This window comes from Ruegeria sp. AP11 (genome assembly GCF_056535865.1).
Genome location: NZ_JBQFJB010000001.1, coordinates 2,902,895 through 2,926,984 on the forward strand (window position 1 = coordinate 2,902,895; position 24,090 = coordinate 2,926,984).

Sequence of the window (24,090 nt, forward strand, 5' to 3'; positions counted from 1 at the left end):
TCAGGTAGCTGAGCCTTCTGGAGGTGTGGCGTGTATGGGTGAGGTGAACGGGGTCGCCCCAAGACCTTCGGCCGCGATGGCGGTTCGGGTGGCGGGGCGGGTTTCAAGCTTGACCAGGATGCGGTGCAGATAGGGGGTGTCGGCCAGTTGGTACCAGCTGCGATCAGCCTGCGCGGGATAGAGCGCCATCCAGCGCATCATGCAGGCTAGATAGTATGTCAGAACCGAAGGCTGGTCGGCGCGCAGCCAGTCCGGGGCTTGCGCTGCCACCGCATCCAGGTTTTGCAGATGAGTGCGCAGCCTTGGACGAATTCCGGTACGCAGAGTATCGGCCTGATCGGGGGCAATGTATTTTTCCGCATAGAACAGGATGCGCAGATCGGCGTGCAGGGTGTTCGATGCAAAAAACAGCCATTTCAGAAACGCGGCACGCTCCGGGCTGTCTGCGGTCGGGGCGAGTTGCCCGTGCGTATCCGCCAGCCACAGCAGAATGGCCGCGGTCTCGAATACCGGCCCATGGGGCGTTTCGAGCACCGGGATCAGCCCGTTGGGGTTCAGCGCCCGATAGGCCGCACTGTCCTGCGCGTTCTGGCGGCGATCAACCAGAACGGTTTCATAGGGCAGGCCCATCTCTTCCAACACCAGCCGGATCACCAGCGAGGCGTTGTCGGGGGCATAATGCAGGCGGTACGGCGTCTTCATGTCCTCTATCTACGTCGCACGTCACCCTTATACAGCGCCGATTGCGACGTTTCCTATCGGAAAGGCGTATTTCGGACATATGTCTGCAGGGTTGCGGACGATTTGCCTCTCGCAGTTGAGGGGGGCATTCCGTATAAGGCGAGCAGAATGCCTGGGGGTGAAGAATGAGCAATGATTTGTCGCCGATCGACAAAGCCAAATTTGTTGCGGCCTATCGCGCAGCGGATTTGGTGGAAGACGGCATGCGCGTGGGGCTGGGGACCGGCTCGACCGCAGCGTGGCTGGTGCGCCGTTTGGGGGAGCGCGTGCGTCAGGATGGGTTGAAGTTCCGAGGGGTGCCGACCTCGACCGCGACGGCGCAACTGGCGCGCGAGGCGGGAATTGAGGTCATTTCGCTGGATCAGGCCGGGTGGCTGGACCTGACCATTGATGGCGCCGATGAGTTCGATGGCGAGTTCAATCTGATCAAGGGCGGCGGGGCAGCCTTGCTGCAGGAGAAAATCGTGGCCACGGCCAGCGACCAGATGGTGGTGATCGCCGATGCGGGCAAAGAGGTGGAAACGCTGGGCGCGTTCCCGCTGCCGGTCGAGGTGATCCCGTTCGGCTGGCAGACCACCCGCACCCTGATCGAGGAGGCGCTGGATTCACTGGATGTGCTGGGCACCATGGTCACCTTGCGCATGAGCACAGAGGCGCCGAAGGTTACCGACGAAGGCAACCACATTCTGGACCTTCACCTTAAACGCATCGGCAATGCCCGGCAGTTGGCCTTGGTGCTGAACCAGATCCCCGGTGTGGTCGAAAACGGGTTGTTCATCGATATCTGTGACAAGGTCGTGGTTGGCTATGGCAATGGCCGGGTGGAGCTGCGCAACCTCAACGAGGGTACGATTCAGACCGATATGCTGGGCGACGACGGGGACAATCTGTTTTCGGATCTGGCGGATTAAGTCCGGGTAGATGATCCATGGGCGTTGAAAGAAAACCCAAATATCTGTTGGCCCGGGGGTTGGCAGCCGGGAATTCGCGCCCAGATAACCAAGGCCTTTTGGCCATGCGGAATAAAGAAGGAACGCACCTATGAGCTTTGACTATGATCTGTTCGTCATCGGAGGCGGCTCGGGCGGGGTTCGCGCGGCGCGTGTGGCGGCGGGTGAAAACGGGGCCAAGGTGGCGCTGGCGGAAGAGGACCGCTATGGCGGGACCTGCGTGATCCGGGGCTGCGTGCCCAAGAAGCTGATGGTGTTTGCCAGCGAGTTTTCCGGGATGGTTGGCGATGCGCAGGAATACGGCTGGGATATTCAGCCCGGCGCGTTCAACTGGGACACGTTCCACGGCAAGCTGGTTGCCGAGTTGGACCGGCTGGAAGGCATCTATCGAAATATCCTGAAAAACAATGGGGTCGAGAGCTTTGATCAGCGCGCCCGCGTGGTTGATCCGCATACGGTCGAGCTGGCCGATGGCACCCGCAAGACGGCCAAGCACATCCTGATCGCCACCGGTGGACGCCCGGTCGTGCCCGAGCTTCCGGGTTCGGAACTGGCGATTACGTCGAACGAGATTTTCCATCTGGAAAAGCTGCCCGAAAGCATCCTGATCGTCGGCGGCGGCTATATTGCCTGTGAATTTGCCGGGATCATGAACGGGCTGGGGGTCAAGACGACTCAGTTCTATCGCGGTGCGCAGATCCTGCGGGGCTTTGATGATGAAGCGCGCGGGCTGATCAGCGAAGAGATGTGCCAGAACGGTATTGATGTGCATCTGGGCACCAATGTGCTTGAGATGACCAAAGACGGCGACAAGATTCGCGTCAAGGCCACCAACGGGTCCGAGCAGTCGTTTGACGTGGTGATGTATGCGACAGGCCGCGCGCCGAATGCGGATGATCTGGGGTTGGAAGCCTTGGGTGTCGAACGCGGTCGCAAGGGTGAGATCGTCGTGGATGAGTACAGCCAGACCGGCGTACCCTCGATCTACGCCATCGGCGACGTGACCGACCGGGTCAACCTGACCCCGGTGGCGATCCGCGAAGGCATGGCCTTTGTCGAGACCGTGTTCAAAGGCAACCCGACGCCGGTGGATCACGAGCTGATCCCGACCGCGATCTTCACCCAGCCCGAGATGGGCACCGTAGGTCTGAGCGAGGAAGAGGCCGCCGCGCAGGAACCGATCGAGGTCTATGCGACCTCGTTCAAGCCGATGCAGAAGGCGTTTGCGGGTGGCACGCAGCGGGTGCTGATGAAGCTGATCGTGTCGCAGGCGACGCGCAAGGTGCTCGGGTGCCACATTGTTGCGCCCGGCGCGGGTGAGATGATCCAGCTGGCCGGGATTGCCGTAAAAATGGGCGCGACGAAGGAAGATTTCGACCGCACGGTTGCGGTTCACCCGGTGATGGCCGAAGAACTGGTGACAATGCGGCAACCTGTACGCACGGCTTGATTTGCAACCGCGCGCACACACGTTACAAGGGAAGCCGTGATCACACGGTCCAATACAAGGGAAAACACACATATGGCGGGCAACAGCGGCGGCCCCTGGGGGGGCGGAGGCTCATCCGGTGGCGGAGGAAATCGGGGTAACAACGGGGACGGGCGCAAGCCCCCCGAAGGCGATGGCCCGCAGATCCCCGAGATCGACGAGCTGATGAAAAAAGGCCAGGAGCAGCTGCGCGTCCTGATGGGCGGTCGCGGCGGCGGTGGCCGTGGCGGCAGCGGTCAGGGTGGCGGCGGTGGTCCGGCGTTCACCAAAGGCACGGTTGCCATAGGGATCGTGGCTGCGGCGGTGCTGTGGGGGCTGGCCAGCTTCTACACCGTCAAGCCCGAAGAACAGTCAGTTGAGCTGTTTCTGGGTGAGTTCTCGGCTGTCGGTAATCCTGGTCTGAACTTTGCCCCGTGGCCGTTTGTGACCGCCGAAGTTATCCCGGTCACCCGCGAACAGAACGAAGACATGGGCGGCGCGCGTGGCAGCGACGATGGTCTGATGCTGACCGGTGACGAAAATGTGGTCGATATCGACTATCAGGTCGTCTGGAACATCAATGACCCGGCCAAGTACCTGTTCAACCTGCGCGACCCACGTCAGACGATCCGCGCCGTGTCAGAATCGGCGATGCGCGAGATCATCGCGCAAAGCGAACTGGCCCCGATCCTGAACCGGGATCGTGGTATCATCGCCGAACGTCTGCAGGAGTTGATTCAACAGACGATGGACAGCTACGATTCGGGCGTGAACATCGTCCGTGTGAACTTTGACAAGGCTGACCCGCCGCAGGACGTGATCGCCGCCTTCCGCGACGTTCAGGCCGCCGCGCAGGAGCGTGACCGGCTGCAGAACGTGGCGGATGCCTATGCCAACCGGGTTCTGGCGGAAGCGCGCGGTGAAGCCGCGCAGGTGCTGGAAGAGGCCGAGGCCTATCGCGCCCAGCAGATCAACAGCGCCCAGGGTGAGGCCAGCCGTTTCAGTGCCGTTCTCGAGGAATATTCCAAAGCACCGGACGTGACCCGCAAGCGCCTGTATCTGGAACGGATGGAGCAGGTTCTGGGTGACGTGGACAAGATCATTCTGGATGAAAACTCGACCGGATCAGGGCAAGGCGTCGTGCCATATCTGCCGCTGAACGAACTGCGCCGTAGTCAGACCGAGGGGAACAACTGATGCGTAAAGCAACATTCATTCTGCCGGTCATCGTGATTGCGATTGTCGGTGTTTTGTCCTCGATTTTCATCGTGGACGAGCGTGAACGCGCGCTGGTTCTGCAGTTTGGCCGCGTCGTTGCGGTGAAAGAAGAGCCCGGACTTGCGTTCAAGATCCCGCTGATTCAGGAAGTTGTCCGCTATGACGACCGGATCCTATCGATTGACGTACAACCGCTGGAAGTGACGCCTCTGGACGATCGCCGACTGGTGGTTGACGCCTTCGCCCGCTATCGGATTTCCGATCTGGAGCAGTTCCGTCAGGCCGTTGGTGTCGGTGGCATCCCGGTGGCCGAGGATCGTCTGGACCGCATCCTGCGCGCAGAAACGCGTGAGGTCCTGGGTTCGGTATCCTCGCGCGATATCCTGAGTTCGGATCGTGCGGCGCTGATGCTGCGCATTCGCAACAGCGCCATCGCCGAGGCCCGCGCGCTGGGCGTCAGCGTGATCGACGTGCGCTTGAAGGCGACCGATCTGCCGCAAGCGAACCTTGAGGCCACATTCGACAGAATGAAGGCCGAGCGGGAACGTGAGGCAACTGACGAGCGTGCCCGAGGTAACGAAGCTGCGCAGCGTGTGCGCGCGCAGGCTGACCGGACCGTGGTCGAGCTGGTGTCGGACGCCAACCGCGAGGCCGAGATCATTCGTGGTGAGGCCGACGCCGAACGCAACGCGATCTTCGCCGAAGCCTTTGGCAAGGACCCGGAATTCTTCGAGTTCTACCGCTCGCTGTCCGCCTATGAGCGCGCGCTGCAGGGCGGCAACAGCTCGATGGTGCTGAGCCCGGATTCCGAGTTCTTCAACTATCTAAAATCGCCCACCGGGCAGGCGACCCGATAATGGGCATGATCCTTCTGGCCTTCGGGCTGGTGCTGATTGTCGAGGGGCTGGCCTATGCGCTGGCCCCTTCGCTTATTGAACGGATGCTCGAGGCGCTGAGGGCGTTGCCGGAACAGGCACGGCGGCTGCTGGGGCTGCTCTGCGTCGTCAGCGGTTTTATCCTGCTATGGGGCGCCTATCAGGTCGGGTTTTAAGTCAAGGTTCTCACTTGCCGGTGATTTCCCCCCGTTCCCGAGTTGCGGGCTTGGTCAAACTGACTACATTGGTTGTCGAGGGCGGGGCGCAGGCTAGTTCCCGCTGAAATATGTTCGACAAGGAGAACCCCAAGTGCAGGCGAAAGCGCGCAGTATGTCCGTCCGGCAGGACGATGTTGGTGTTATGGTGCGGCTGATGTGGCTGGCCTTTCTGGGGATGGTGTTGGTTCTGGCGCAGACCCTGGCCGCGCAGGCGCGCGACAGTCTTGCGCCGCTGGCCGAAAAGATCAGCCCGGCGGTGGTGAACATCACCACCTCGACCCTGATCGAAGGGCAGACCGGCCCGCAGGGGATTGTACCCGAGGGTTCCCCGTTCGAGGATTTCTTCCGCGAGTTTCAGGATCGCAATGGCGGCAACGGCGAAAACCGCCCGCGCCGCAGCAATGCGCTGGGATCGGGGTTTGTGATCTCGGAAGACGGTTTTATCGTCACCAACAACCATGTCATCGCGGAAGCGGATGAAATTCTAATCGAATTCTTTCCCGGCGACGGTCAACCCTCCGAGGAACTGCCCGCCAAGGTGATCGGTACGGATGAAAAGACCGACATCGCGCTGCTGAAAGTCGAGGCCGAGGGGCCGCTGAAATATGTCCAGTTCGGCGACAGCGACACCATGCGCGTTGGCGATTGGGTTATCGCGATGGGCAACCCGCTGGGACAGGGCTTTTCGGTATCCGCCGGGATCGTCTCGGCCCGGAACCGGGCGCTGAGCGGGTCTTATGACGACTACATCCAGACAGATGCGGCGATCAACCGGGGCAACTCGGGCGGGCCGCTGTTCAATATGGATGGTCAGGTGGTCGGTGTGAACACCGCGATTCTGTCGCCCAATGGCGGCTCGATCGGGATCGGGTTCTCGATGGCATCGAACGTGGTGATCAAGGTGGTCGATCAGCTGCGCGAATTTGGCGAGACCCGCCGCGGCTGGCTGGGCGTGCGCATTCAGGACGTGACCGAGGACATGGCCGAGGCGATGGGGCTGGACAAACCTGGCGGCGCGCTGATCAGCGATGTGCCGGAAGGTCCGGCGAAAGAGGCGGGCCTGCTGGCCGGCGACGTGATCATCAGCTTTGATGGTGTCGAGGTCGAAGATACGCGCGCTTTGGTCCGTCAGGTGGGTGAAACCACGGTGGGCAAATCCGTGCGCGTGGTGGTTCACCGCGATGGCGGCACACAGACAGTTCTGGTGACGCTGGGCCGCCGCGAGGACGCCGAGCGTGCCGACGAAGGCGGAGAGCCCGAGTCTGAGGCACCGACAGAAGAGGACAAGGATGTTCTGGGCCTGACCATCGCGCCGCTGAGCGATAGCCAGCGCGAGGAATTGGGTTTGGATGCTGATGCCAAAGGTCTGCTGGTGACCAATGTCGACGAATCCTCGGAAGCCTTTGAGAAGGGGCTGCGCGCCGGTGATCTGATCACTGAAGCCGGGCAACAAGCGGTAACCTCGATTGCGGATCTTGAAGCGCGGATGGATGAGGCGCGCGAGGCAGGGCGCAAATCGCTGCTGTTGCTGGTCCGCCGTGGCGGAGAACCCAGATTTGTGGCGCTGAGCCTGGAATAACGGCTCAAGCGAACAGATCGGATAAACAGGCCGGGGTCACGATCCCGGCCTTTTTTCATAGTTTGTTAAGAAGAAAGCCATATGCCGGGGATGGCATATGGCTCTGGTACAGGGAGAGATCGGTGGACAGATATCGGGGATGATAAAACCGACCTCCTACGGTAACAGGATTGACCTTAGGGCAATCTATTAGGCTCGTATGTGAAGCGGATCACATCTGTGCCGAAAATTTAGATTAAATCGGATTCGGCCAGTTGTCGCAGGGCGTCGAGATCGTGAATCTGCAGCCCCCCGCGCGAAGCTTCGACCACGTTGTCGCGCTTCCACGTCGAGATGGTCTTCGACACCGCCTCGCGCGTGGCGCCGACGAATTCGGCCAGTTCGCTTTGCGACAGAGTGATGCGCGCGGTCGGCTGATCCTGCTGACCGGCCAGATGCAGCAGCTTGCGCGCCAGCCGGATCGGCATCGGCAAAAAGACCTGTTCGTTCAGCTGATCGCCCATCCAGCGCATGCGCACACCGGCAAGGCGGATCAGGTCAACCGCCAGATCGGGGTTCTTCCGGATCTGATCCATTACATCCTTGTGCCGGACCCGCAGAACCTTGGCAGGGTCTGCCGCTGTCACCGTGGCGGTCCGGGGACCGCTGTCGAACAGCGCAATCTCGCCAAACACCTCGCCCGGGCGCATCAGCCTGAGCGACAGCTTGCGCCCGCTCATGGCCAGGAAGGACACTTCAAGCGTGCCCGAGAGGATTGCAAAAAGCGCTTCACCCGGATCGCCTTGTTCAAACAGTACATCGCCGCTGTCGAGTGTCACCTCGGAAGCCAGCGAGGCCAGCATCTTGCGCAGCTCTTCTGAAGCTTCGGACAGGAATCCACTGTTGGGAAATGCCATCATTCGGGCGGAAGTCTCCGGTGGTGAGTGGTGCGAGTTTGTCCAACCTTCCACAGCTTCGCGCTTAAGCCAAGCTGTTTTATTGGGTTTTCCTGATGTTTGGTGGTCCGCTATTGCTGATCCGGATCGTCCATATAGCGTTGCAACATGCTGAATTGCAGCATCAGAAAGCCCATCAGCGCGATGGGAAATCCAAAGGTTTCGATCTTGACCCAGAGGTCGGTCGACAGGGTGCGCCAGACCAGCTCATTAGCCACCGCAAGCACCGCGAAACAGGCGCAGAGGCGGCGGGTCAGGATCATCCAGCCTTCGTGCTGCATGGGCAACATCTCGTCCAGAACATAGGCCAGATAGGACTTTCGTTGCAGCAGACCGATGCCGAGGATCAGGGAAAAGAAGCCGTAGACCAGCGTGGTTTTCATCTTGAAGAACCGCTCGTCATTGAACCATGCGGTGAGGCCGCCGAAGAAAATCACCATGAAGGCGGTGAAAATCTGCATCCGGCTGAGCTTGCCCGTGAGGTACCAGAGGATGCCCATCGCGGCCAGCATCAGCGGCACAAACAGGATCGTGGCGACGATGAAGCCCGAATATTCAATGCCGCCGATCACGAAATTGTCATCACGCAGGCGCAGGTAGATGAGGAAGAAGGCCAGCGGCGGGCCAAGTTCCAGCACCTGTTTCAGGAATGGGTTGATGTCTTTTTTCTCTGCCATGATTCCGACCTGCTGCTTACCCGCCCATTTCAACTATTACGGCGCCGAGTGCAATCAATGCCATCAGCGCTATGCGTCTGGGGCCGACGGTTTCTTTCAGCACCAGCCAACCGATGAGAGCGGCAAAGACGGTGGAAGTTTCGCGCAAGACCGCGGCCTCTCCGACCTTGTCGAGGCGGGTGGCGAGCATGATGGCGCCGAAGGACAGCGGGGCAATGATCCCACCGGCAAGGCCACGCAGCATCAGCGGGCCGAGGGCCGGGCGGTGGATCATGGTCCGGTATCTGAGCGCGGCATAAATCGGCATCGCGGCCCCGTCGATCATGAAGAACCACGCGAGGAAGGTGAACGGGTCGGCCGTGGCGCGGATGCCGTAGGCGTCATAGGTGGTGTACAGCGCCACGAAGAGGCCGGTGGCAAACGCCAGAGCGAGAGCGATGCCCAGCGTCTCGCGATTGGTTTCGAGATAGCGCAGATTATAGGCGGCGAGGCCGAAGATGCCTGCCAGCAGAGTGGCAACGCCGAGCCATTGGATTGAGGAGAAGGTTTCTCCGAACAGAAGATAGGCCCCGATGACGGTAAAAAGGGGGCCGGTCCCGCGCACCACCGGGTAGACGACTGTGTAGGACCCTTTGGTATAAGCGGCGGCTTGCAGGACCTTGTAGCCGATATGGATCACCCAGACGGTTGCGAAGATTGGCCACATATAGGGTTCGGGCCATGGCACGACGAAGAAGGCAAAAGGCGCTGCCATAAGGCAGTAGCTGGCATCGATCGCGCCACGTGACATCCATGGATCGTGGCGGCCTTTTTGCAGCGCACCGAAAACGGCATGCAGGAAGGCGGCCATCAGCGCCAGACCAAGGGCCAGCTGGTGGCCTGCTTCGGTGCCTTCTAATGAGATCAGCCAGTCGCTCAAATCAGGGCTTCCGCTTGGGTGGAGAGGGTGGGGGGCTGTCTGCCCCCCACACCCCCCGAGGATATTTATGGCCAGATGAAGAGGCGGATCAGGTTTGCAGACCGGTGAGGGCGGCGGCGAACTCTTCCGGATCGAAGGGGGCGAGGTCGTCGATCTGTTCGCCGACGCCGATGGCATGGATCGGAAGGCCGAACTTGTCGGCGAGCGCCACGAGGACGCCGCCCTTGGCGGTGCCGTCCAGCTTGGTCATCACGAGGCCCGAGACATCGGCCAGTTTGCGGAAGGTTTCCACCTGGCTGAGCGCGTTCTGGCCGGTGGTGGCATCCAGCACCAGCAGCGTGTTGTGCGGGGCGGTATCGTCGACCTTGCGGATGACGCGGACGATCTTGGCCAGCTCCTCCATCAGGTCGGCGCGGTTTTGCAGGCGGCCTGCGGTGTCGATCATCAGCAGATCGGCGCCTTCGTTTTGCGCCTTGGTCAGGGCGTCGAAGGCCAGCGAGGCGGGGTCAGAACCTTCGGGGGCCGTCAGGACGGGCACGCCCGCGCGGTCGCCCCAGACCTGCAGTTGTTCGACGGCAGCGGCGCGGAAGGTGTCTCCGGCGGCGATGACAACTTTCTTGCCCGCCGCTTTGAACTGGCTGGCCAGCTTGCCGATGGTGGTGGTCTTGCCCGAGCCGTTGACGCCCACGACCAGCACCACCTGTGGGCGCTTGGGGTAGATCGGCATCGGTTTGGCCACAGGCTCCATCACGCGGGCCACCTCTTGCGCCAGCAGTTGTTTGATTTCCTGGGTCGAGAGTTTGCGGCCAAAGCGCCCCTCGGCCATGTTGGAGGTCACGCGCAGGGCGGTGTCGACGCCCATGTCGGAGGCGATCAGAAGCTCTTCGAGCTGTTCCAGCATGTCGTCATCCAGCGTGCGGCGGACGACGGTTTGGGTGTCGCTGCGGCTGAACAGGCGGCCCAGCAGGCCCTTGTATTCGGGAACCTCGGGCGGCGGCGGTGCGGGTGTGGGATCGGCAGGGATCGGTGCGGGCGGTTCGACCGGTTGAGGCTCTGGCGCCGGGGATGGAACTTCGGGCACCGGTTGCGGTTCGGGCTGCGGCTCGGGGATCACCGGGTCGGGCGTTGTTTCCTCGCCGCCATCCTCGACAATCGCGTCCAGCCCCTGTTCGAGGCGCGAGGAGGATTTGAACAGCTTGTCCTTGAGCTTTGAGAAAAACGCCATGTCTTGGTCTCCGCAGGTGTTCCCCCCACCTAATGCGGAATTGCGGCAGTTGCAAAGGGTCCAATGAAGGCGATCAGGAACCCGGCCTGCGCCCCCCAGTAAAGCGGCCAGACCATATAGGGTGTCAGCCTGAGGGCTGGGTGATCGGCGGGCAGCAGGAATTTCTCGGTCGCTAGGATCAGGTCCGAGGCGATGAAGGCCAGCGCAGCGGGCAGGGCCCAGCGTAATGCGCTTGCCTCGGGCAGGGTCAGAACCGCAATGCCCATGCCGAGGATGATCGGGATATAGGCAAGGACAGGACCTTTAAGCGCGCCAGCGCGGGGGGTGAGCAGGGTGGCCATGATGATGCCCAGTACAAGCAGGGACCAGAAGATCGCCGGTTGGGTCAGGATCAGGTCCGGGTCGCTGGCCGGATGGGTCAGGAACAGTGCGATATAGGTCAGGTGCCCTGCAGCAAAGGCGGCGATCCCGGCCATGAAAGTGGTCTCGGTTTCGCGTGACAGCAGGGCATCGCCGATAGCGCAAAGTGCGAGTGCAAGGATCAGCAGCCAGGGCGCGACCGTGAGCCCTGCGACGAGGGCCAGCAGCGCGACAGAAGCGGTTTTCAGCAGGGTGCGCAGCCCCCCGGCGGCACGGGCGGTGAGGGGCAGGTAGGCCAGCGCGCAGGCGGCTGCGGTCCAGAACAGGAGTGTCGGCATCAATTGTCCCCGTGGGTTTACGCGCATGTCGCCATGGTTTCGGGGATGCATCAAGATGTGACGTGGCGGAGGCCGCGCGAAAGGGTGAATGGCGCAGGCGGGCGGCATCTGACAGAATGTGGGCATGATCAGATTGTCGATGATTCTGCTGGCGCTGGGGGCGCAGATTGCTGCGGCGCAATCGCCTTTGTCGGGGGCGGAGTTTGACGCCTATACCCGTGGAAAAACCTTGTTTTACGGGTTTGACGGTCAGGCCTATGGGGTCGAACGGTATCTGTCCAACCGCCGCGTCATCTGGTCGTTTCTGGATGGCGATTGCAAGGAAGGAGTCTGGTACGAGCGCGACGGTCAGATCTGTTTCCTGTACGAAGACCGACCGGACCCGCAATGCTGGGTCTTTACCGAATCCGGGGGTGGGTTGATTGCTCAGTTCGAGGGTGATCCGACGGCGACCGAGCTTTATGAGGCTGAAGACATTGGCGAAGAGATGCTTTGCTATGGGCCGGAGATCGGGGTCTGAGATCAGGGGCCTGCGGGCTTTAGCTCGTCATAGCTGATCATGACGTGACGCTGAAACGCGGGCCTGCGGCTCAATGCCTCGTAATAGCGGCGTAAGGCAGGGAGTGCCGCGCGCCTGATATCGATATCGTAATACCGGAACAGTATGTGACCCAGTTGAATATCGGCCAGCGTCAGGGTCGGGCCTGCCAGATACTCGGTTCGGGACAGCTGCGCATCCGCGATGGCCAGCCGGGAGTCCAGTGACGAAACCGCCTGTGCAATCCGGGCATCGTCGCGCAATGCCGGAGTGGTACGTGCGACCTGCCAGAAGATCGGCACGGTGAAGCCCATCGCGACGTTGATCTTTGCCCATTCGGCCCATTTGTCGATCTCGGCACGTTGCACGGGATCCGAAGGCCAGAACCCGTCATCGCCATATCGGGATGCAAGATAGCGCAAAATGGCCCCCGTCTCCCACAGGGGAGAGGTGTCGCCATCCTGAAGCACCGGGATGGTCCGGTTCGGATTGAGCTTGCCGAATTCGGGGCTGTCCAGCCCGCCGAATCTGTGGCCGACATCATGGCGTTGGTATTCCAGTTCCAACTCGCCAACGCACCACATCAGCGCCTGCACGTTCGAAGATGTTTTGCGGCCCCAGATCGTCAGCATCGGTCAGAACAGAGACCCTTGATCCGGCGCGGGTGGCTTGGGCGTGCGCTGCTTGGGTTTGGCCGCGCCGCTCTGACCGGTGCTGAGCGTGCCGTCGGCGAATTCGATCTCGAGGTTTGTATGCTGCTCGGCCTGTGCCTTGCGGGTCAGAACCTGATCCCCGGCACGGACAACCGCATAGCCACGGTCCAACGTCGCCTTGTAGCTGAGTGTTTCGCGCAAACGGTCGGTGGCGTCCAATTGTTGGCGCAGGCGGTCCAGGCGGGTGGTCTGGGCGGTGTTCAGACGTTCGGACAGGCGGTTCAGCGTCTCACGGCGGGTCTCCAACTCGCGTTGAATTGGACGTAGCGACAAACGGGATGACAGGTTGCGCCAGCGGTCGCGGCGGGTTTCGACCAGTCCCCGCAGGGTCGAAGGGCGCAGATGCGCCGAGGTATCCAGCAGTTTGACCCGGCGGTTCTGAACACCCCGGATCAGGGCGTTGGGCAAACGCTCGGCCACCTGATCGAGCCGTTGGCGCGGAGTGTCCAGCAATGTCTCGGCGCGCGGCAGGGCGCGAGAGAGGTCGCGCAGGCGTTGGCTGCGCCGCTGTACGGCGTCGGTGGCGGCTCGGGACAGGCGGGCACCTTGTTCATTGGTCCAGGCCAGCAGTTCCATGCGCACGGGCACCGCGAGTTCGGCGGCGGCGGTGGGTGTGGGCGCGCGTCGGTCCGAGACATAGTCGATCAGGGTCGTATCGGTCTCATGCCCCACGGCCGAAATCAACGGGATGGTCGAGGCCGCGGCGGCGCGGGCGACGCTTTCTTCGTTGAAGCCCCAGAGGTCTTCGATCGAACCGCCGCCGCGCGCGACGATGATCAGGTCGGGGCGGGGAAGGGCTCCGCCGGGGGTGAGCTGGTTGAAGCCTTCGATGGCGCGGGTGACTTCGGGGGCGCAGTTCGCACCCTGTACGGCGACGGGCCAGATCAGCACCTTGCGGGGGAACCGGTCGCGCAGGCGATGCAGGATGTCGCGGATCACCGCGCCAGAGGGCGAGGTGACGACCCCGATGATCTGCGGCAGGTAGGGTAGGGGTTTCTTGCGCTCAGCCGCGAACAAGCCTTCGGATTCGAGCTGTTTCTTGCGCTTTTCTAGCAGCGCCATCAGCGCGCCTTGTCCGGCGACGGCGACCTCATCGACGTTCAGGTTGTATTTCGACTGGGCACCGAAGGCAGTGAGGCGACCGGTGACGACGACTTCCAGCCCCTCTTCGGGAACCACGGACAATCCCGAGATCTGGCCTTTCCACGTGGTGCAGGCCAGCACATTCCGGTCATCCTTGATGTCGTAATACAAATGCCCCGAGCGCGCCTTGAATACGCGCCCGACCTCACCGCGCACGCGGATTCGGCCAAAGGTTCCTTCCAGCGTGCGCTTAACCTCTCCGGATATGTCCGAGACGGTGTATTCGGGTGTATTCTGGCCGGGAATGGGGTCGTCTAGCAGGTCGGACATTTCAGCGCCTTGTGTCAAATGCCTGCCCAGCTTAGAACGCCGCGCAGGCGAGGCCAAGCAGATCGGAGAGCAGTCATGAACATCCTTATTCTCGGCAGCGGGGGGCGCGAACACAGTCTGGCCTGGGCGGTGATGCAAAACCCCAAATGCGACCGTCTGATCGTGGCGCCGGGCAATGCCGGAATTGCTCAGATCGCCGACTGTGCGGCCCTGGATATCGAGAATGGCGGGGCGGTGGTCAGCTTTGCCGAGGAAAACGCGATTGATTTCGTGATCGTTGGCCCCGAGGCACCGCTGGCGGCGGGTGTTGCGGATCGTCTGCGCGAGGCGGGTGTGCTGGTCTTTGGCCCGTCGGCGGCTGCGGCGCAATTGGAGGCGTCAAAAAGCTTCACCAAGGAAATCTGCGACGCCGCCAACGCGCCGACCGCAGCTTATGCGCGGTTTACCGAGGCTGACCCAGCCAAGGCATATATCCGCGAGCAGGGGGCACCCATTGTGGTCAAGGCCGATGGCTTGGCCGCAGGTAAGGGCGTGATCGTCGCAATGGACGAACAGACCGCGCTGGAGGCCATCGATGACATGTTCGGCGGTGCCTTTGGCGGTGCCGGCGCCGAAGTGGTGATCGAAGAGTTCATGGAGGGCGAAGAAGCCTCCTTGTTCGTGCTGTGCGACGGTGAGAATATCCTATCCATCGGCACCGCACAGGACCACAAGCGTGTGGGCGAAGGCGATACCGGGCTGAACACCGGTGGCATGGGCGCATATTCCCCGGCCCCGGTGCTGAGCGCCGAGATTGAGGCGCGGGCCATGGACGAGATCATCCGTCCGACCATGGCCGAAATGAAACGGCGCGGCATGCCGTTTCAGGGGGTGCTGTATGCCGGTCTGATGATCAAGGAGGGGCAGCCGAGGCTGGTGGAATATAACGTGCGCTTTGGAGATCCAGAATGTCAGGTGCTGATGATGCGGTTGGGTGCGCAGGCCATGGACCTGATGCATGCCGCCGCCGAAGGGCGTTTGAGTGAGACGCGGGTGAACTGGGCTGATGATCATGCGATGACAATTGTGATGGCCGCGAACGGGTATCCGGGCTCCTATGAGAAGGGATCGGTCATTGCTGGGCTGGATGCGTTGCCGGAAGACAGCAGCAACATGGTATTTCACGCCGGGACCAAGGCGGTGGACGGGCAAGTTGTAGCCTCGGGTGGCCGTGTCCTGAACGTTACCGCGCGTGGGGAAACGTTGCAGGCGGCGCGGGATCGGGCCTATGCGATGGTGGAGGGCATCGATTGGCCCGAAGGGTTTTATCGGCGCGACATCGGTTGGCGGGCGCTGTGATCTGATTGCCGGGCTGCGCCCGTCTCTATTTTTGGGGGTACGAGGGGCGCTGCCCCTCGCGCTCCCCGGGATATTTTTGGCCAGATGAAGAGCGGATCAGCAGGTCAGAGCTGCGCTGAGATCCTTGCGGTGCCTGAGTGGGCCGAGATCAGTGGTTTGCCAGCCGTCTTTGTAGAAAACACCGATAACGCGGGACCAGTCGGCGCTTGCGAGGACGAGGGCCGAGCGCTTGCCGCATTTGCGTATGCCGCCTGAGATGAAATCCTCTCCGATCTTGTGATTGGTCAGGCCGGGGATTGTGGCGATTTCGGTGAGCTCTCGGTTTTCGTAGCGCCAGATGCGCAGGGTTTTGGCGAGGTGCGGGCGGTCGATATAGGCGATCTCAACATGGCCGTCGCCGTCGAGATCGGCGGCTCCGATTGGGGCGAGCCAGCGGTTGCGGGTGCCGATATGTGGGGTGGCGACGATTTTGACGCCGCGCGCGTCGTAGATGGCCAGTTGTGCGCCGGTATCTTGTTGTGATTCAACAACGATAACTTCGGTTGTCCCGTTTTGATCGATGTCGACAAGTCGTGGTTCGAGATCTTCGAATACACGGTCGTCAGGCAGGCTTATTGTGATGACAGGCTGTTTGGAGAAGGGTTCGATTATCTGTTCGACCCGACCGGTGTAATTATCCTTTGCCACGGCAGAATTGTTGACTGTAATTACGAGCGAGCCGTATTCGATGTCGTCGCCCAGCACGCCGTGCGCATAGCGTGTGGTTGGATCACTGTAGCGAGCCGATGTGATCGTGTTTGCACCCGAGGCAACGCTAGCCCCAGCCATCCACAAGCACAGTGCCGCAAGCGCGCCGCGTGTCCCACTTTGCCACAGGCGGGCGGGCAGACGCGGCGCTTTGGAGTGCATCAGATCTGTTTTTCCGGCATCTGTACGACCAGACCGTCCAGCGCGTCTGAGACCTTGATCTGGCAGGTCAGGCGCGAACGGGCCGGGTCGGGCTCGTAGGCGAAGTCCAGCATGTCTTCTTCCATGTCGTCCTTGGCCGGGATTTTCTCGACCCAGTCGGGGTGGATGTAGACATGGCAGGTCGAGCAGGCGCAGGCGCCGCCGCAATCGGCCTCGATGCCGGGGATGTTGTTGTCGCGGGCGCCTTCCATAACGGTCAGCCCGTTGGCGACGTCGACTGTATGTTCGGTACCGCTGTGCTCGACATAGGTTATCTTTGCCATTGCTTGCGTCTTCCTTTTGCGATGTTCGAAACCTTCCTTAGTCAAGGCATTTGGGTCTGACCAGCCTCATTTGCGACTCATCGCGCCGCGACTGGGCTTTCTGACCATATGTTCCATTTTTGTTCCAATGTTGATTGCCCCTGTTCGCCTTGCCGTTTCAACCCGAGACTGGCCACGCCCGCCTGCCTGCCCGCCGCCCAACTGAATACCCCGCCCGAAGGCGCGCGGGTGACTGCGGCGGGGCAGGTGATCCTGCGGCAAAGGCCGGGGACGGCCAAGGGGGTGATCTTCGTCACGCTTGAGAATGAGATGGGCATCGTCAACGTGGTGGTCTGGCGGGCGATCTACGAACAATTCCGCCGCGCAGTGACCTCGGGGCGGCTGTTGCGGATGACGGGCCGGATGCAGCGGGCGCATTCGGTGACCATGTGATTGCGGAAGAGATTGAGGATATTTCAGGGCTGCTGGACGTGCTGGTGCGGGGGAGGGGTAGATTGAGGCACTTATCTCAGATCGCGAACTCTATCGAAGCTCAATTGCACTCTTTAACAATGTCGCTTCGGGTGCAAACGTTGATAGCAGGCTTTCGGCAATCGTAATGGCGCCTTGATTTGCGGCAGGCCCCATCAAAATTTCCAACTCAGAGAACACACCATCCCTCAACGGCACGTCGACGTAAGTTTCCTTTGGTATTATCCGCGCGCAATACTCTGAAAAATCCATATGCATAATGCCGGGTGTGATCGCGAAGGGAATTCGATATCGCCACTCATTCTCAAATTCCCAATCATCAGATTTTGTCAAGCCAACATGGGCGAGTTGAATTGACATCGCAGGATTATCTGGCCCATGCCCTTCAGCGTGGAAGGGTTGCAAGACCTTTGGTACATCCCCAGCTTTCTCCCGTGGTACGTAAGAAACCGGATCTGGGCCAGTGATTTGCTCAAACCGGTGTAGGAGCACTCTACCATCCGGACCCGGATTTAGAGCTGCCGGGATTGGCGGCGCCAGCTTTGCAGCATTGATTTCTTTGGTACCCCAATTGCCAAAGGAGATTTCACTTTTGGGAACAAACATATCACTCGGCATTCGAAGGCGAACGCCGTCTAGCCCTGAGTACATCCTCCACATGGGTAGCGTATCACGAGCGGAATTGTTCCATGATGACGAAAATACGAGATTCTCTGCAAGTTTGAAGTCAGGATTCTTTCCTTCAAGAGGATCGTTTAACGTACTCAATTGAGAAAAACGAAAAGTCCTGTGCTTGAGGATTAAAGCAAGCGTTTCAATTGATGTGTAGTGGTAGAGACAATCGGGTGTGTTAGGATTCATGTGCTGATCTACGAAGGCTATTAAGTAATCGGAAAGAATTGTGGGACAGCGAAAATCATCGCTTAAACAAAGTGCTTTGCGACTGCTTGTCCCGGTGGTCCCCACGCAACTCTGTATGCAGGGCGCGCCCGGCCTGAACGGCTGGACGGGCGCTGACAGTTTCCAGCCAGCGGGTGAAATGCGGTTTGTCCTCCAGCACCTGTTGCTGGCCTTCCCACAGACTGGCCCAGCCCCAGATTGACATGTCGGCGATGGAATAGAAGTCTCCGGCGACATATTCGTTCTCGGCCAGACGGCGATCCAGAACGCCGTAAAGACGCCCGACTTCGGTGCGGTAACGGTCTTGCGGGTAAGGCAGGTCTTGTGGCGGGTCCAGTTGAGGGGCGTATTTCAGGAAGTGATGCGCCTGACCGGCCATCGGGCCGACGCCGCCCATCTGCCACATCAGCCATTCCTCGACCGCGATACGGTCACGTTCGGTTTCGCCATAGAACCGACCGGTCTTGCGGGCGAGGTACATCAGGATTGCGCCACTTTCGAAGACCGAGACGGGCGCGCCGCCGGGACCGTCCGGATCGACGATGGCGGGCATGCGGTTGTTTGGGGATATCTTCAGAAACTCGGGGTCGAACTGGTCGCCCTTGCCGATATTGATCAGGTGAGTGTCATAGGGCAGCTCCATCTCTTCCAAAGCGATGGACACTTTCCAGCCGTTGGGCGTGGGCCAGAAATACAGATCGATCATGATATCTCCTCAGGTTGCAGGGATCATGAGGGTTTCCGGCGTTTCGGCAAGAGGGCGCGCGGCTGTGTTACGAAAGCGTGACCGATATCTTCCGGGCCTTGACCAAATGCGGGACGCGGCGTAAACGCATGCCCAATACGTGGCGATTTGTTACCGGATTGCGGGCCACGCTAAACAACACCGCTAAAAGGTCAGGATGAAAGACCCCTTTCGCTTGGCCGCGTCTGGGGTTTTTTGTTTGCCTCACTAAGCGAGGCTGAAAGGATTGAGATGAGCGAGAGCTGGAACAAGCGCACCCAAGCCGTCCATGGCGGCATCCGTCGCAGTCAGTATAACGAGGTCAGCGAGGCGATCTTTCTGACCCAGGGATTCGTCTACGAGAACGCTGAACAAGCCGAGGCCCGGTTTATCGAAAGCGGTCCGGATGAATTCATCTATGCCCGTTATGGCAACCCCACCGTGTCGATGTTCGAACAGCGCATCGCGGCGCTGGAAGGGGGCGAGGACGCGTTTGCGACCGCCTCGGGCATGGCGGCGGTCAATGGCGCGCTGACTTCGATGCTGAAAGCGGGGGACCATATCGTTTCAGCCAAGGCGCTGTTCGGGTCCTGTCTGTATATCGTCGAGAACATCCTGACCCGTTATGGCGTCGAGGTCACGTTCGTGGACGGCACCGATCTGGATCAGTGGAAAGCTGCGATCCGGCCCGACACCAAGGCAGTGTTCTTCGAATCCATGTCCAACCCGACGCTTGAGGTGATCGATATCACCTCTGTCGCGCTGCTGGCGCATGCGGTGGGCGCGCTGGTGATCGTGGATAATGTATTTTCCACGCCCGTCTTTTCGCGCGCCATCGCGCAGGGCGCGGATGTGGTTGTCTATTCCGCGACCAAACATATCGACGGTCAGGGCCGGGCGCTGGGCGGTGTCATCATCGGCACGAAAGAGTTCATTCGCGGCACAGTCGAACCTTATATGAAGCACACTGGCGGCGCGCTCAGCCCGTTCAGTGCGTGGATCATGGTCAAAGGGCTTGAGACCATGGCACTGCGCGTGAATGCGCAGGCCGATAGCGCGCAGCAGATTGCCGAAACGCTTGAGGGGCATCCGGCGCTGGAGCGGACGCTGTATCCCGGCTTGAAGACCCATGCACAGAACGCGCTGGTGCAGGATCAGTTGGGCGGCAAGGGCGGTACGGTTCTGTCGCTGGACATCAAAGGTGGCAAGGCGGCTGCGTTTGCGTTCCTCAATGCGCTGACGATCCCGGTGATCTCGAACAACCTTGGCGACGCCAAGTCGATTGCGACACATCCCGCCACAACCACGCACCAGCGCCTGAGCGAAGAGCAGCGCGATGAGCTTGGCATCACGCCGGGCCTGATCCGCCTGTCCGTGGGGCTTGAGGACGCGGGCGATCTGCTGGCGGATATCGAGCGCGCGCTGGCGGCGTCGCAGGCCTGAAGACACGGCCCTAATCCATGGTCAGGCGGTATTGATCCGCCTGATCCGGCGTTTTCAGTCGAAAAATGACGGTTTTTTGCCACTGATTCCCATCCAGGATGCTATTGCGCGCGTATCGTTCCGGACTGGTAATTAAACCTCGGTCGTATATAAACGTCGGCCTAGCAAGGGACCCGTGCCAATGAACATTCATCCGCGCGATATCAACGAGACACCTGATCAAGATCAGGCCGCTGCGGCGCTGAAGCTGCTGCGCGAATGGGCGAAAAACGCCTCGGCTGCTGAAATCAGCCAGCTTGATCCGGCGGTGGCGCAGCTTGTTCCCGGTCTTTTGCCGACGAATTATCCGGCCCTGTCGCGCGAGTATCCCGAAGGGTTCGAGGCTGATGCGGCCTATAAAGCGACCTTGCCGGATCTGCAAAACGGTCCGTCCAGCCTGATCCGTGGGTCAAAGCAGCAGATACAGCATGTCGGCATCTCGAATTTCCGCCTGCCGATCCGGTTCCATCGCAAGGACGGTGCCGACCTGACGCTTGAGACCTCGGTGACCGGCTCGGTCAGCCTGGAGGCTGAGAAGAAGGGCATCAACATGTCCCGGATCATGCGGTCCTTCTACAAACATGCCGAGCGCACCTTCAGTTTCGAGGTGATGGAGGCGGCGCTGAACGACTATATGTCCGATCTGGACAGTCTGGATGCGCGGATTCAGATGCGGTTTTCCTATCCGGACCGGATCGAAAGCCTGCGCTCGGGCCTGTCGGGTTATCAGTATTATGACATCGCCATGGAACTGGTTGAACGCGGCGGCGAGCGTCTGAAGATCATGCATCTGGACTATGTCTATTCTTCGACCTGCCCCTGTTCGCTGGAACTGAGCGAACATGCGCGCGCCACGCGCGGGCAACTGGCGACGCCGCATTCGCAGCGCTCGGTGGCGCGAATCTCTGTCGTGGTGGATCGCAATGCCGACTGTCTGTGGTTCGAGGATCTGATTGCGCTGTGCCGCCGGGCGGTGCCAACCGAGACGCAGGTGATGGTCAAGCGCGAGGATGAACAGGCCTTTGCCGAACTGAACGCGGCCAATCCGATCTTTGTCGAGGACGCCGCGCGTTTGTTCTGCGCCGAGCTGCGGGCCGATCATCACGTCGGCGATTTCCGTGTGATCGCAAGCCATCAGGAGAGCCTGCACAGCCATGATGCGGTGTCGATTCTGACCGAGGGCTCGACCTTTGATTCCGCCAGTCTGGACCCGCGTTTGTTCACCACGCTGTTCCATGTTGGCTGATTGACCCCGCGTAAACTTCTGGAATAGTGATCAAAAATTCCGCATTGGCGCATTATTGCCGCAATGCAGCAAGAAATGCTGCATCCGCTTCCTGATTCGCGTTAGACTGCGCCCGAGTGCAGCTGCTGCACGCCCGCAATTTCAAGGGGAGTGCAGCCCGAAAGGAAGCCGGGACGTGCGACGCCTTGGACTGCGAAACAACAAACCCGACCGAACAAATCGGGCGGGCAGGGCGCGTTACTCTACTTCCATCTGCCTCGGTTCTATGAGGAGAGACTTAAAATGAACCCGATTTCTCAACCGCTTGAGTTTCAGGCAGCGGCCATTCGTGTGGCCGGATACGCCATAGCCAGCCAGATGGAGGTCATGCAGATCATGACCCGCGCGGCGTTTGAATTTCCGATGGTCCCCCTGCAGGGGATGACCGCGAGCCAGGCATCGGCCTTGGCAGCGCGCCAGGCAGCACCGCGCAAACAGGCGGCGGCGCCCGCGAAACCGGTTGCCAAGCCAAATGCGGCTGCGAGGCCGAAGGCGGTTGCCAAACCCAAGGTTGCTGCGAAACCCAAGGCTGCACCGAAGGCGAAAGTGGCTCCGAAGACGAAGTCTGTGGTCGCCAAACCCGCTCCGGCAGCGAAACCTGCGGCAAAGGTGGCCCCGGCGAAGACTGCCGCCAAACCCGTTTCGACCGAGGCCAAGGCCGTTGCCGCGATGAAGTCCACAGTGGCTGCCAAGCCTGCGCCAAAGCCTGCGACCACGCCCAAGCCAACCGCAAAAGCGGCGCAGTCAGCACCGGCCAAGCCTGCCGCTGCCAAACCCGCAGCGGCCAATCCGGTTACGGCTAACCCCGCGCCGGTAAAGGCAGCGTCTCAGAAACCCGCCGTCGCGGAAGCGGCAGAGCAGGTCGCGCCTGCCGCACGCCGCACCCGCGCGCCGTCGAAACCGCCTGCGATGCCGACCACGAGCGCGAAATCCGACACCTAAGGCGGATCATCTGCTTGACACCGTCGGGCTGGCGCGCCAACGCTGCCCGTCATGATGGATCTTCGCCCGGTTGGATATGTGATTGGCCTGCTGGTCGCCATTCTTGGGGCGACCATGCTGCTGCCGATGCTTGCCGACATGATCGAAGGGCGGGGCGAGTGGCACGTTTTCCTTGAAAGCGCGGTCATTACGTTGCTGACCGGCAGTGTTCTTGCGATGAGCTGCTCGAACGGAGTGGGCGAGGGGCTGACCATTCGTCAGACCTTTTTGCTGACCTCGGGTGTCTGGGTGGCGCTGCCCGTATTCGGCGCCATCCCGTTTCTGTTCGGCGAGACCGAGCTGCGCTTTGTTGATGCCTATTTCGAAGCGATGTCGGGCCTGACCACAACCGGCTCGACCGTGATCTCGGGCCTGGATGAGTTGCCTCAGGGCCTGCTGCTGTGGCGCGGTGTACTGCAATGGCTTGGCGGTATCGGCATCATCGTCGTCGCCATGGTGTTCCTGCCTGAACTGCGCGTTGGCGGCATGCAGATCTTTCGCTCGGAAGGGTTTGAGACAATGGGGAAAATCCTGCCCCGCGCGCAGGAGATTGCGGGGCAGATTTCGCTGATCTACGTGTTTCTTACCGTGGTCTGCGCATTGGTCTATGCCGGGTTCGGCATGAACTTCTTCGATGCGGTCGTACATTCCATGACCACGATCGCCACCGGTGGGTTTTCGAATTACGACAGCTCATTCGCGCGCTTTTCGGGGCCGACGGAATATGCCGCCGCCGTCTTCATGATCCTCGCGGCGCTGCCTTTCGTACGCTATGTGCAACTGGCCAACGGCCACACATGCTCGCTGTGGAAAGACAGCCAGATCAGGGCGTTTCTGGCGACCATCGCGGTTCTGGTGGTGATCATGTCGGTGTTCCTGACCTCGGTCTTTCCGCACCATTGGGAGCAGGCGTTCCGCGAGTCGTTGTTCAACATCACATCGATCATCTCGGGCACCGGGTATGCGAGCGTCGACTATATGGGCTGGGGCAGTTTCCCGATCATGCTGTTTTTCCTGATCGGGCTGATCGGCGGCTGCGCGGGCTCGACCGCGTGTTCGATCAAGGTGTTCCGCTATCAGTTGCTGTTTGCGTCGATCAAAACCCAGATCCGCCGCATCCGCTCTCCTCATGGGGTGTTCATGCCGCGCTATGACGGGCGGGCGATTGGCCGGGACGTTCTGACCTCGGTTATGAGTTTCTTCATGTTCTTCGTGCTGTCGTTGGGGGTGCTGTCCTGGGCGCTGGCGCTGACCGGGCTGGATTTCATCACATCGGTGTCGGGGGCCGCAACGGCGCTGGCCAATGTGGGGCCAGGGCTAGGTGACCAGATCGGCCCGGCAGGGAATTTCGCCGGTCTGAACGACAGCGCCAAGTGGCTGTTGATCATCGGTATGCTGGTGGGGCGGCTGGAGCTGCTGGCAGTCTACGCCATTTTCACGGTTCAGTTCTGGCGCGGGTAGTGCCTGCGCCCTTTCTCCCGCAGCCCCACAAAAAAAGGCGCCACACCCG

The 24,090-nt window shown here is 60.8% G+C and carries 24 protein-coding genes, 1 pseudogene and 1 riboswitch; of the genes and pseudogenes, 13 read left to right on the forward strand and 12 right to left on the reverse strand.

Annotated elements, in window-relative coordinates; all coding sequences use genetic code 11:
* Nucleotides 1-702, reverse strand: a complete 702-nt coding sequence (locus ACR3E4_RS14515; protein ID WP_480533100.1) for a glutathione S-transferase family protein — start codon at nucleotides 700-702, stop codon at nucleotides 1-3.
* Between the two features lie 164 nt (nucleotides 703-866).
* Between ACR3E4_RS14515 and rpiA the strand changes: the two genes are divergently transcribed.
* The 6 genes from rpiA (at nucleotide 867) to ACR3E4_RS14545 (ending at nucleotide 7,049) form a co-directional block, all read left to right on the forward strand.
* Entirely contained in the window at nucleotides 867-1,652 is a 786-nt protein-coding gene (gene rpiA / locus ACR3E4_RS14520; protein ID WP_480533098.1) for a ribose-5-phosphate isomerase RpiA, read from the forward strand.
* A 130-nt stretch (nucleotides 1,653-1,782) separates the two neighbouring features.
* Nucleotides 1,783-3,141, forward strand: coding sequence for a glutathione-disulfide reductase (gene gor, locus ACR3E4_RS14525; RefSeq protein WP_480533096.1), 1,359 nt, complete (start codon nucleotides 1,783-1,785; stop codon nucleotides 3,139-3,141).
* 72 nt (nucleotides 3,142-3,213) lie between these two features.
* Nucleotides 3,214-4,356: an FtsH protease activity modulator HflK gene (hflK, locus tag ACR3E4_RS14530; protein ID WP_480533094.1), complete on the forward strand. Its 1,143-nt coding sequence runs from the start codon at nucleotides 3,214-3,216 to the stop codon at nucleotides 4,354-4,356.
* A complete protein-coding gene (gene hflC / locus ACR3E4_RS14535; protein WP_480533092.1) occupies nucleotides 4,356-5,234 on the forward strand; it encodes a protease modulator HflC in 879 nt (292 codons plus the stop codon). Before hflK ends, hflC begins: the two co-directional genes overlap by 1 nt.
* The gene (locus tag ACR3E4_RS14540; RefSeq protein ID WP_480533090.1) at nucleotides 5,234-5,428 is read left to right on the forward strand and encodes a DUF2065 domain-containing protein; all 195 of its coding nucleotides are present in this window, start codon (nucleotides 5,234-5,236) and stop codon (nucleotides 5,426-5,428) included. The genes hflC and ACR3E4_RS14540 overlap by 1 nt, the downstream gene beginning before the upstream one ends.
* A gap of 154 nt (nucleotides 5,429-5,582) precedes the next feature.
* On the forward strand, nucleotides 5,583-7,049 hold the full coding sequence (locus tag ACR3E4_RS14545) for a DegQ family serine endoprotease (RefSeq protein WP_480533144.1): 1,467 nt from the start codon (nucleotides 5,583-5,585) through the stop codon (nucleotides 7,047-7,049).
* Nucleotides 7,050-7,279: 230 nt separating this feature from the next.
* Here the strand turns inward: ACR3E4_RS14545 and ACR3E4_RS14550 are convergent, their stop codons facing one another.
* The 5 genes from ACR3E4_RS14550 to ACR3E4_RS14570 all read right to left on the reverse strand — a co-directional run bounded on the left by ACR3E4_RS14550 (nucleotide 7,280) and on the right by ACR3E4_RS14570 (nucleotide 11,503).
* Complete coding sequence (locus ACR3E4_RS14550; protein WP_480533088.1) at nucleotides 7,280-7,948, reverse strand: Crp/Fnr family transcriptional regulator; 669 nt, start codon at nucleotides 7,946-7,948, stop codon at nucleotides 7,280-7,282.
* A gap of 107 nt (nucleotides 7,949-8,055) precedes the next feature.
* Nucleotides 8,056-8,661: an inner membrane-spanning protein YciB gene (locus tag ACR3E4_RS14555; RefSeq protein ID WP_480533086.1), complete on the reverse strand. Its 606-nt coding sequence runs from the start codon at nucleotides 8,659-8,661 to the stop codon at nucleotides 8,056-8,058.
* Nucleotides 8,662-8,677: 16 nt separating this feature from the next.
* Nucleotides 8,678-9,580, reverse strand: a complete 903-nt coding sequence (locus tag ACR3E4_RS14560) for an EamA family transporter (RefSeq protein WP_480533084.1) — start codon at nucleotides 9,578-9,580, stop codon at nucleotides 8,678-8,680.
* Between the two features lie 88 nt (nucleotides 9,581-9,668).
* A complete protein-coding gene (gene ftsY / locus ACR3E4_RS14565) occupies nucleotides 9,669-10,805 on the reverse strand; it encodes a signal recognition particle-docking protein FtsY (RefSeq protein WP_480533082.1) in 1,137 nt (378 codons plus the stop codon).
* Between the two features lie 29 nt (nucleotides 10,806-10,834).
* Nucleotides 10,835-11,503, reverse strand: coding sequence for a lysoplasmalogenase family protein (locus ACR3E4_RS14570; protein WP_480533080.1), 669 nt, complete (start codon nucleotides 11,501-11,503; stop codon nucleotides 10,835-10,837).
* Between the two features lie 124 nt (nucleotides 11,504-11,627).
* Between ACR3E4_RS14570 and ACR3E4_RS14575 the strand changes: the two genes are divergently transcribed.
* Nucleotides 11,628-12,023, forward strand: a complete 396-nt coding sequence (locus ACR3E4_RS14575) for a hypothetical protein (RefSeq protein WP_480533078.1) — start codon at nucleotides 11,628-11,630, stop codon at nucleotides 12,021-12,023.
* 2 nt (nucleotides 12,024-12,025) lie between these two features.
* On the opposite strand, the gene ACR3E4_RS14580 is transcribed toward ACR3E4_RS14575, so the two are convergent.
* Both ACR3E4_RS14580 and xseA read right to left on the reverse strand, forming a co-directional pair.
* A complete protein-coding gene (locus ACR3E4_RS14580; protein WP_480533076.1) occupies nucleotides 12,026-12,673 on the reverse strand; it encodes a glutathione S-transferase family protein in 648 nt (215 codons plus the stop codon).
* A gap of 3 nt (nucleotides 12,674-12,676) precedes the next feature.
* Nucleotides 12,677-14,167 carry an exodeoxyribonuclease VII large subunit gene (gene xseA, locus ACR3E4_RS14585; protein ID WP_480533074.1) on the reverse strand — a complete coding sequence of 497 codons (1,491 nt, stop codon included), beginning with the start codon at nucleotides 14,165-14,167 and terminating at the stop codon, nucleotides 12,677-12,679.
* 75 nt (nucleotides 14,168-14,242) lie between these two features.
* On the opposite strand from xseA, the gene purD reads away from it, so the two are divergent.
* Nucleotides 14,243-15,505, forward strand: a complete 1,263-nt coding sequence (purD, locus tag ACR3E4_RS14590) for a phosphoribosylamine--glycine ligase (protein ID WP_480533072.1) — start codon at nucleotides 14,243-14,245, stop codon at nucleotides 15,503-15,505.
* 96 nt (nucleotides 15,506-15,601) lie between these two features.
* Here the strand turns inward: purD and ACR3E4_RS14595 are convergent, their stop codons facing one another.
* Complete coding sequence (locus ACR3E4_RS14595; protein ID WP_480533070.1) at nucleotides 15,602-16,414, reverse strand: FG-GAP repeat domain-containing protein; 813 nt, start codon at nucleotides 16,412-16,414, stop codon at nucleotides 15,602-15,604.
* Nucleotides 16,414-16,737 (reverse strand): 2Fe-2S iron-sulfur cluster-binding protein, encoded by a 324-nt coding sequence (locus tag ACR3E4_RS14600; RefSeq protein ID WP_480533068.1) that lies wholly within the window; start codon nucleotides 16,735-16,737, stop codon nucleotides 16,414-16,416. The genes ACR3E4_RS14595 and ACR3E4_RS14600 overlap by 1 nt, the downstream gene beginning before the upstream one ends.
* Before the next feature lie 108 nt (nucleotides 16,738-16,845).
* Here ACR3E4_RS14600 and ACR3E4_RS14605 point away from each other — a divergent pair.
* Nucleotides 16,846-17,336 (forward strand): annotated as a pseudogene (locus ACR3E4_RS14605) (OB-fold nucleic acid binding domain-containing protein).
* Here the strand turns inward: ACR3E4_RS14605 and ACR3E4_RS14610 are convergent.
* Complete coding sequence (locus ACR3E4_RS14610) at nucleotides 17,260-18,069, reverse strand: hypothetical protein (RefSeq protein WP_480533066.1); 810 nt, start codon at nucleotides 18,067-18,069, stop codon at nucleotides 17,260-17,262. The pseudogene ACR3E4_RS14605 and the gene ACR3E4_RS14610 sit on opposite strands and share 77 nt — an antisense overlap.
* A gap of 55 nt (nucleotides 18,070-18,124) precedes the next feature.
* Nucleotides 18,125-18,814, reverse strand: coding sequence for a glutathione S-transferase N-terminal domain-containing protein (locus tag ACR3E4_RS14615; protein WP_480533064.1), 690 nt, complete (start codon nucleotides 18,812-18,814; stop codon nucleotides 18,125-18,127).
* A gap of 129 nt (nucleotides 18,815-18,943) precedes the next feature.
* A riboswitch (SAM riboswitch) is annotated at nucleotides 18,944-19,021 on the forward strand.
* A gap of 63 nt (nucleotides 19,022-19,084) precedes the next feature.
* Between ACR3E4_RS14615 and metZ the strand changes: the two genes are divergently transcribed.
* The 4 genes from metZ (at nucleotide 19,085) to ACR3E4_RS14635 (ending at nucleotide 24,041) form a co-directional block, all read left to right on the forward strand.
* Nucleotides 19,085-20,275: an O-succinylhomoserine sulfhydrylase gene (metZ, locus tag ACR3E4_RS14620; RefSeq protein WP_480533062.1), complete on the forward strand. Its 1,191-nt coding sequence runs from the start codon at nucleotides 19,085-19,087 to the stop codon at nucleotides 20,273-20,275.
* Between the two features lie 181 nt (nucleotides 20,276-20,456).
* Nucleotides 20,457-21,560, forward strand: coding sequence for a GTP cyclohydrolase FolE2 (gene folE2 / locus ACR3E4_RS14625; protein ID WP_480533060.1), 1,104 nt, complete (start codon nucleotides 20,457-20,459; stop codon nucleotides 21,558-21,560).
* 282 nt (nucleotides 21,561-21,842) lie between these two features.
* The gene (locus ACR3E4_RS14630; protein WP_480533058.1) at nucleotides 21,843-22,541 is read left to right on the forward strand and encodes a hypothetical protein; all 699 of its coding nucleotides are present in this window, start codon (nucleotides 21,843-21,845) and stop codon (nucleotides 22,539-22,541) included.
* 51 nt (nucleotides 22,542-22,592) lie between these two features.
* Nucleotides 22,593-24,041 (forward strand): TrkH family potassium uptake protein, encoded by a 1,449-nt coding sequence (locus ACR3E4_RS14635; protein ID WP_480533057.1) that lies wholly within the window; start codon nucleotides 22,593-22,595, stop codon nucleotides 24,039-24,041.
* The last annotated feature ends 49 nt before the right edge of the window (nucleotides 24,042-24,090 follow it).

What these genes read in the sequence shown, in the direction of transcription:
- ACR3E4_RS14515 (WP_480533100.1), bottom strand. Translation starts at nt 702, where the DNA reads ATGAAGACGCCGTACCGCCTGCATTATGCCCCCGACAACGCCTCGCTG.
- rpiA (WP_480533098.1), top strand. Translation starts at nt 867, where the DNA reads ATGAGCAATGATTTGTCGCCGATCGACAAAGCCAAATTTGTTGCGGCC.
- gor (WP_480533096.1), top strand. Translation starts at nt 1,783, where the DNA reads ATGAGCTTTGACTATGATCTGTTCGTCATCGGAGGCGGCTCGGGCGGG.
- hflK (WP_480533094.1), top strand. Translation starts at nt 3,214, where the DNA reads ATGGCGGGCAACAGCGGCGGCCCCTGGGGGGGCGGAGGCTCATCCGGT.
- hflC (WP_480533092.1), top strand. Translation starts at nt 4,356, where the DNA reads ATGCGTAAAGCAACATTCATTCTGCCGGTCATCGTGATTGCGATTGTC.
- ACR3E4_RS14540 (WP_480533090.1), top strand. Translation starts at nt 5,234, where the DNA reads ATGGGCATGATCCTTCTGGCCTTCGGGCTGGTGCTGATTGTCGAGGGG.
- ACR3E4_RS14545 (WP_480533144.1), top strand. Translation starts at nt 5,583, where the DNA reads ATGTCCGTCCGGCAGGACGATGTTGGTGTTATGGTGCGGCTGATGTGG.
- ACR3E4_RS14550 (WP_480533088.1), bottom strand. Translation starts at nt 7,948, where the DNA reads ATGATGGCATTTCCCAACAGTGGATTCCTGTCCGAAGCTTCAGAAGAG.
- ACR3E4_RS14555 (WP_480533086.1), bottom strand. Translation starts at nt 8,661, where the DNA reads ATGGCAGAGAAAAAAGACATCAACCCATTCCTGAAACAGGTGCTGGAA.
- ftsY (WP_480533082.1), bottom strand. Translation starts at nt 10,805, where the DNA reads ATGGCGTTTTTCTCAAAGCTCAAGGACAAGCTGTTCAAATCCTCCTCG.
- ACR3E4_RS14570 (WP_480533080.1), bottom strand. Translation starts at nt 11,503, where the DNA reads ATGCCGACACTCCTGTTCTGGACCGCAGCCGCCTGCGCGCTGGCCTAC.
- ACR3E4_RS14575 (WP_480533078.1), top strand. Translation starts at nt 11,628, where the DNA reads ATGATCAGATTGTCGATGATTCTGCTGGCGCTGGGGGCGCAGATTGCT.
- ACR3E4_RS14580 (WP_480533076.1), bottom strand. Translation starts at nt 12,673, where the DNA reads ATGCTGACGATCTGGGGCCGCAAAACATCTTCGAACGTGCAGGCGCTG.
- xseA (WP_480533074.1), bottom strand. Translation starts at nt 14,167, where the DNA reads ATGTCCGACCTGCTAGACGACCCCATTCCCGGCCAGAATACACCCGAA.
- purD (WP_480533072.1), top strand. Translation starts at nt 14,243, where the DNA reads ATGAACATCCTTATTCTCGGCAGCGGGGGGCGCGAACACAGTCTGGCC.
- ACR3E4_RS14595 (WP_480533070.1), bottom strand. Translation starts at nt 16,414, where the DNA reads ATGCACTCCAAAGCGCCGCGTCTGCCCGCCCGCCTGTGGCAAAGTGGG.
- ACR3E4_RS14600 (WP_480533068.1), bottom strand. Translation starts at nt 16,737, where the DNA reads ATGGCAAAGATAACCTATGTCGAGCACAGCGGTACCGAACATACAGTC.
- ACR3E4_RS14610 (WP_480533066.1), bottom strand. Translation starts at nt 18,069, where the DNA reads ATGAATCCTAACACACCCGATTGTCTCTACCACTACACATCAATTGAA.
- ACR3E4_RS14615 (WP_480533064.1), bottom strand. Translation starts at nt 18,814, where the DNA reads ATGATCGATCTGTATTTCTGGCCCACGCCCAACGGCTGGAAAGTGTCC.
- metZ (WP_480533062.1), top strand. Translation starts at nt 19,085, where the DNA reads ATGAGCGAGAGCTGGAACAAGCGCACCCAAGCCGTCCATGGCGGCATC.
- folE2 (WP_480533060.1), top strand. Translation starts at nt 20,457, where the DNA reads ATGAACATTCATCCGCGCGATATCAACGAGACACCTGATCAAGATCAG.
- ACR3E4_RS14630 (WP_480533058.1), top strand. Translation starts at nt 21,843, where the DNA reads ATGAACCCGATTTCTCAACCGCTTGAGTTTCAGGCAGCGGCCATTCGT.
- ACR3E4_RS14635 (WP_480533057.1), top strand. Translation starts at nt 22,593, where the DNA reads ATGATGGATCTTCGCCCGGTTGGATATGTGATTGGCCTGCTGGTCGCC.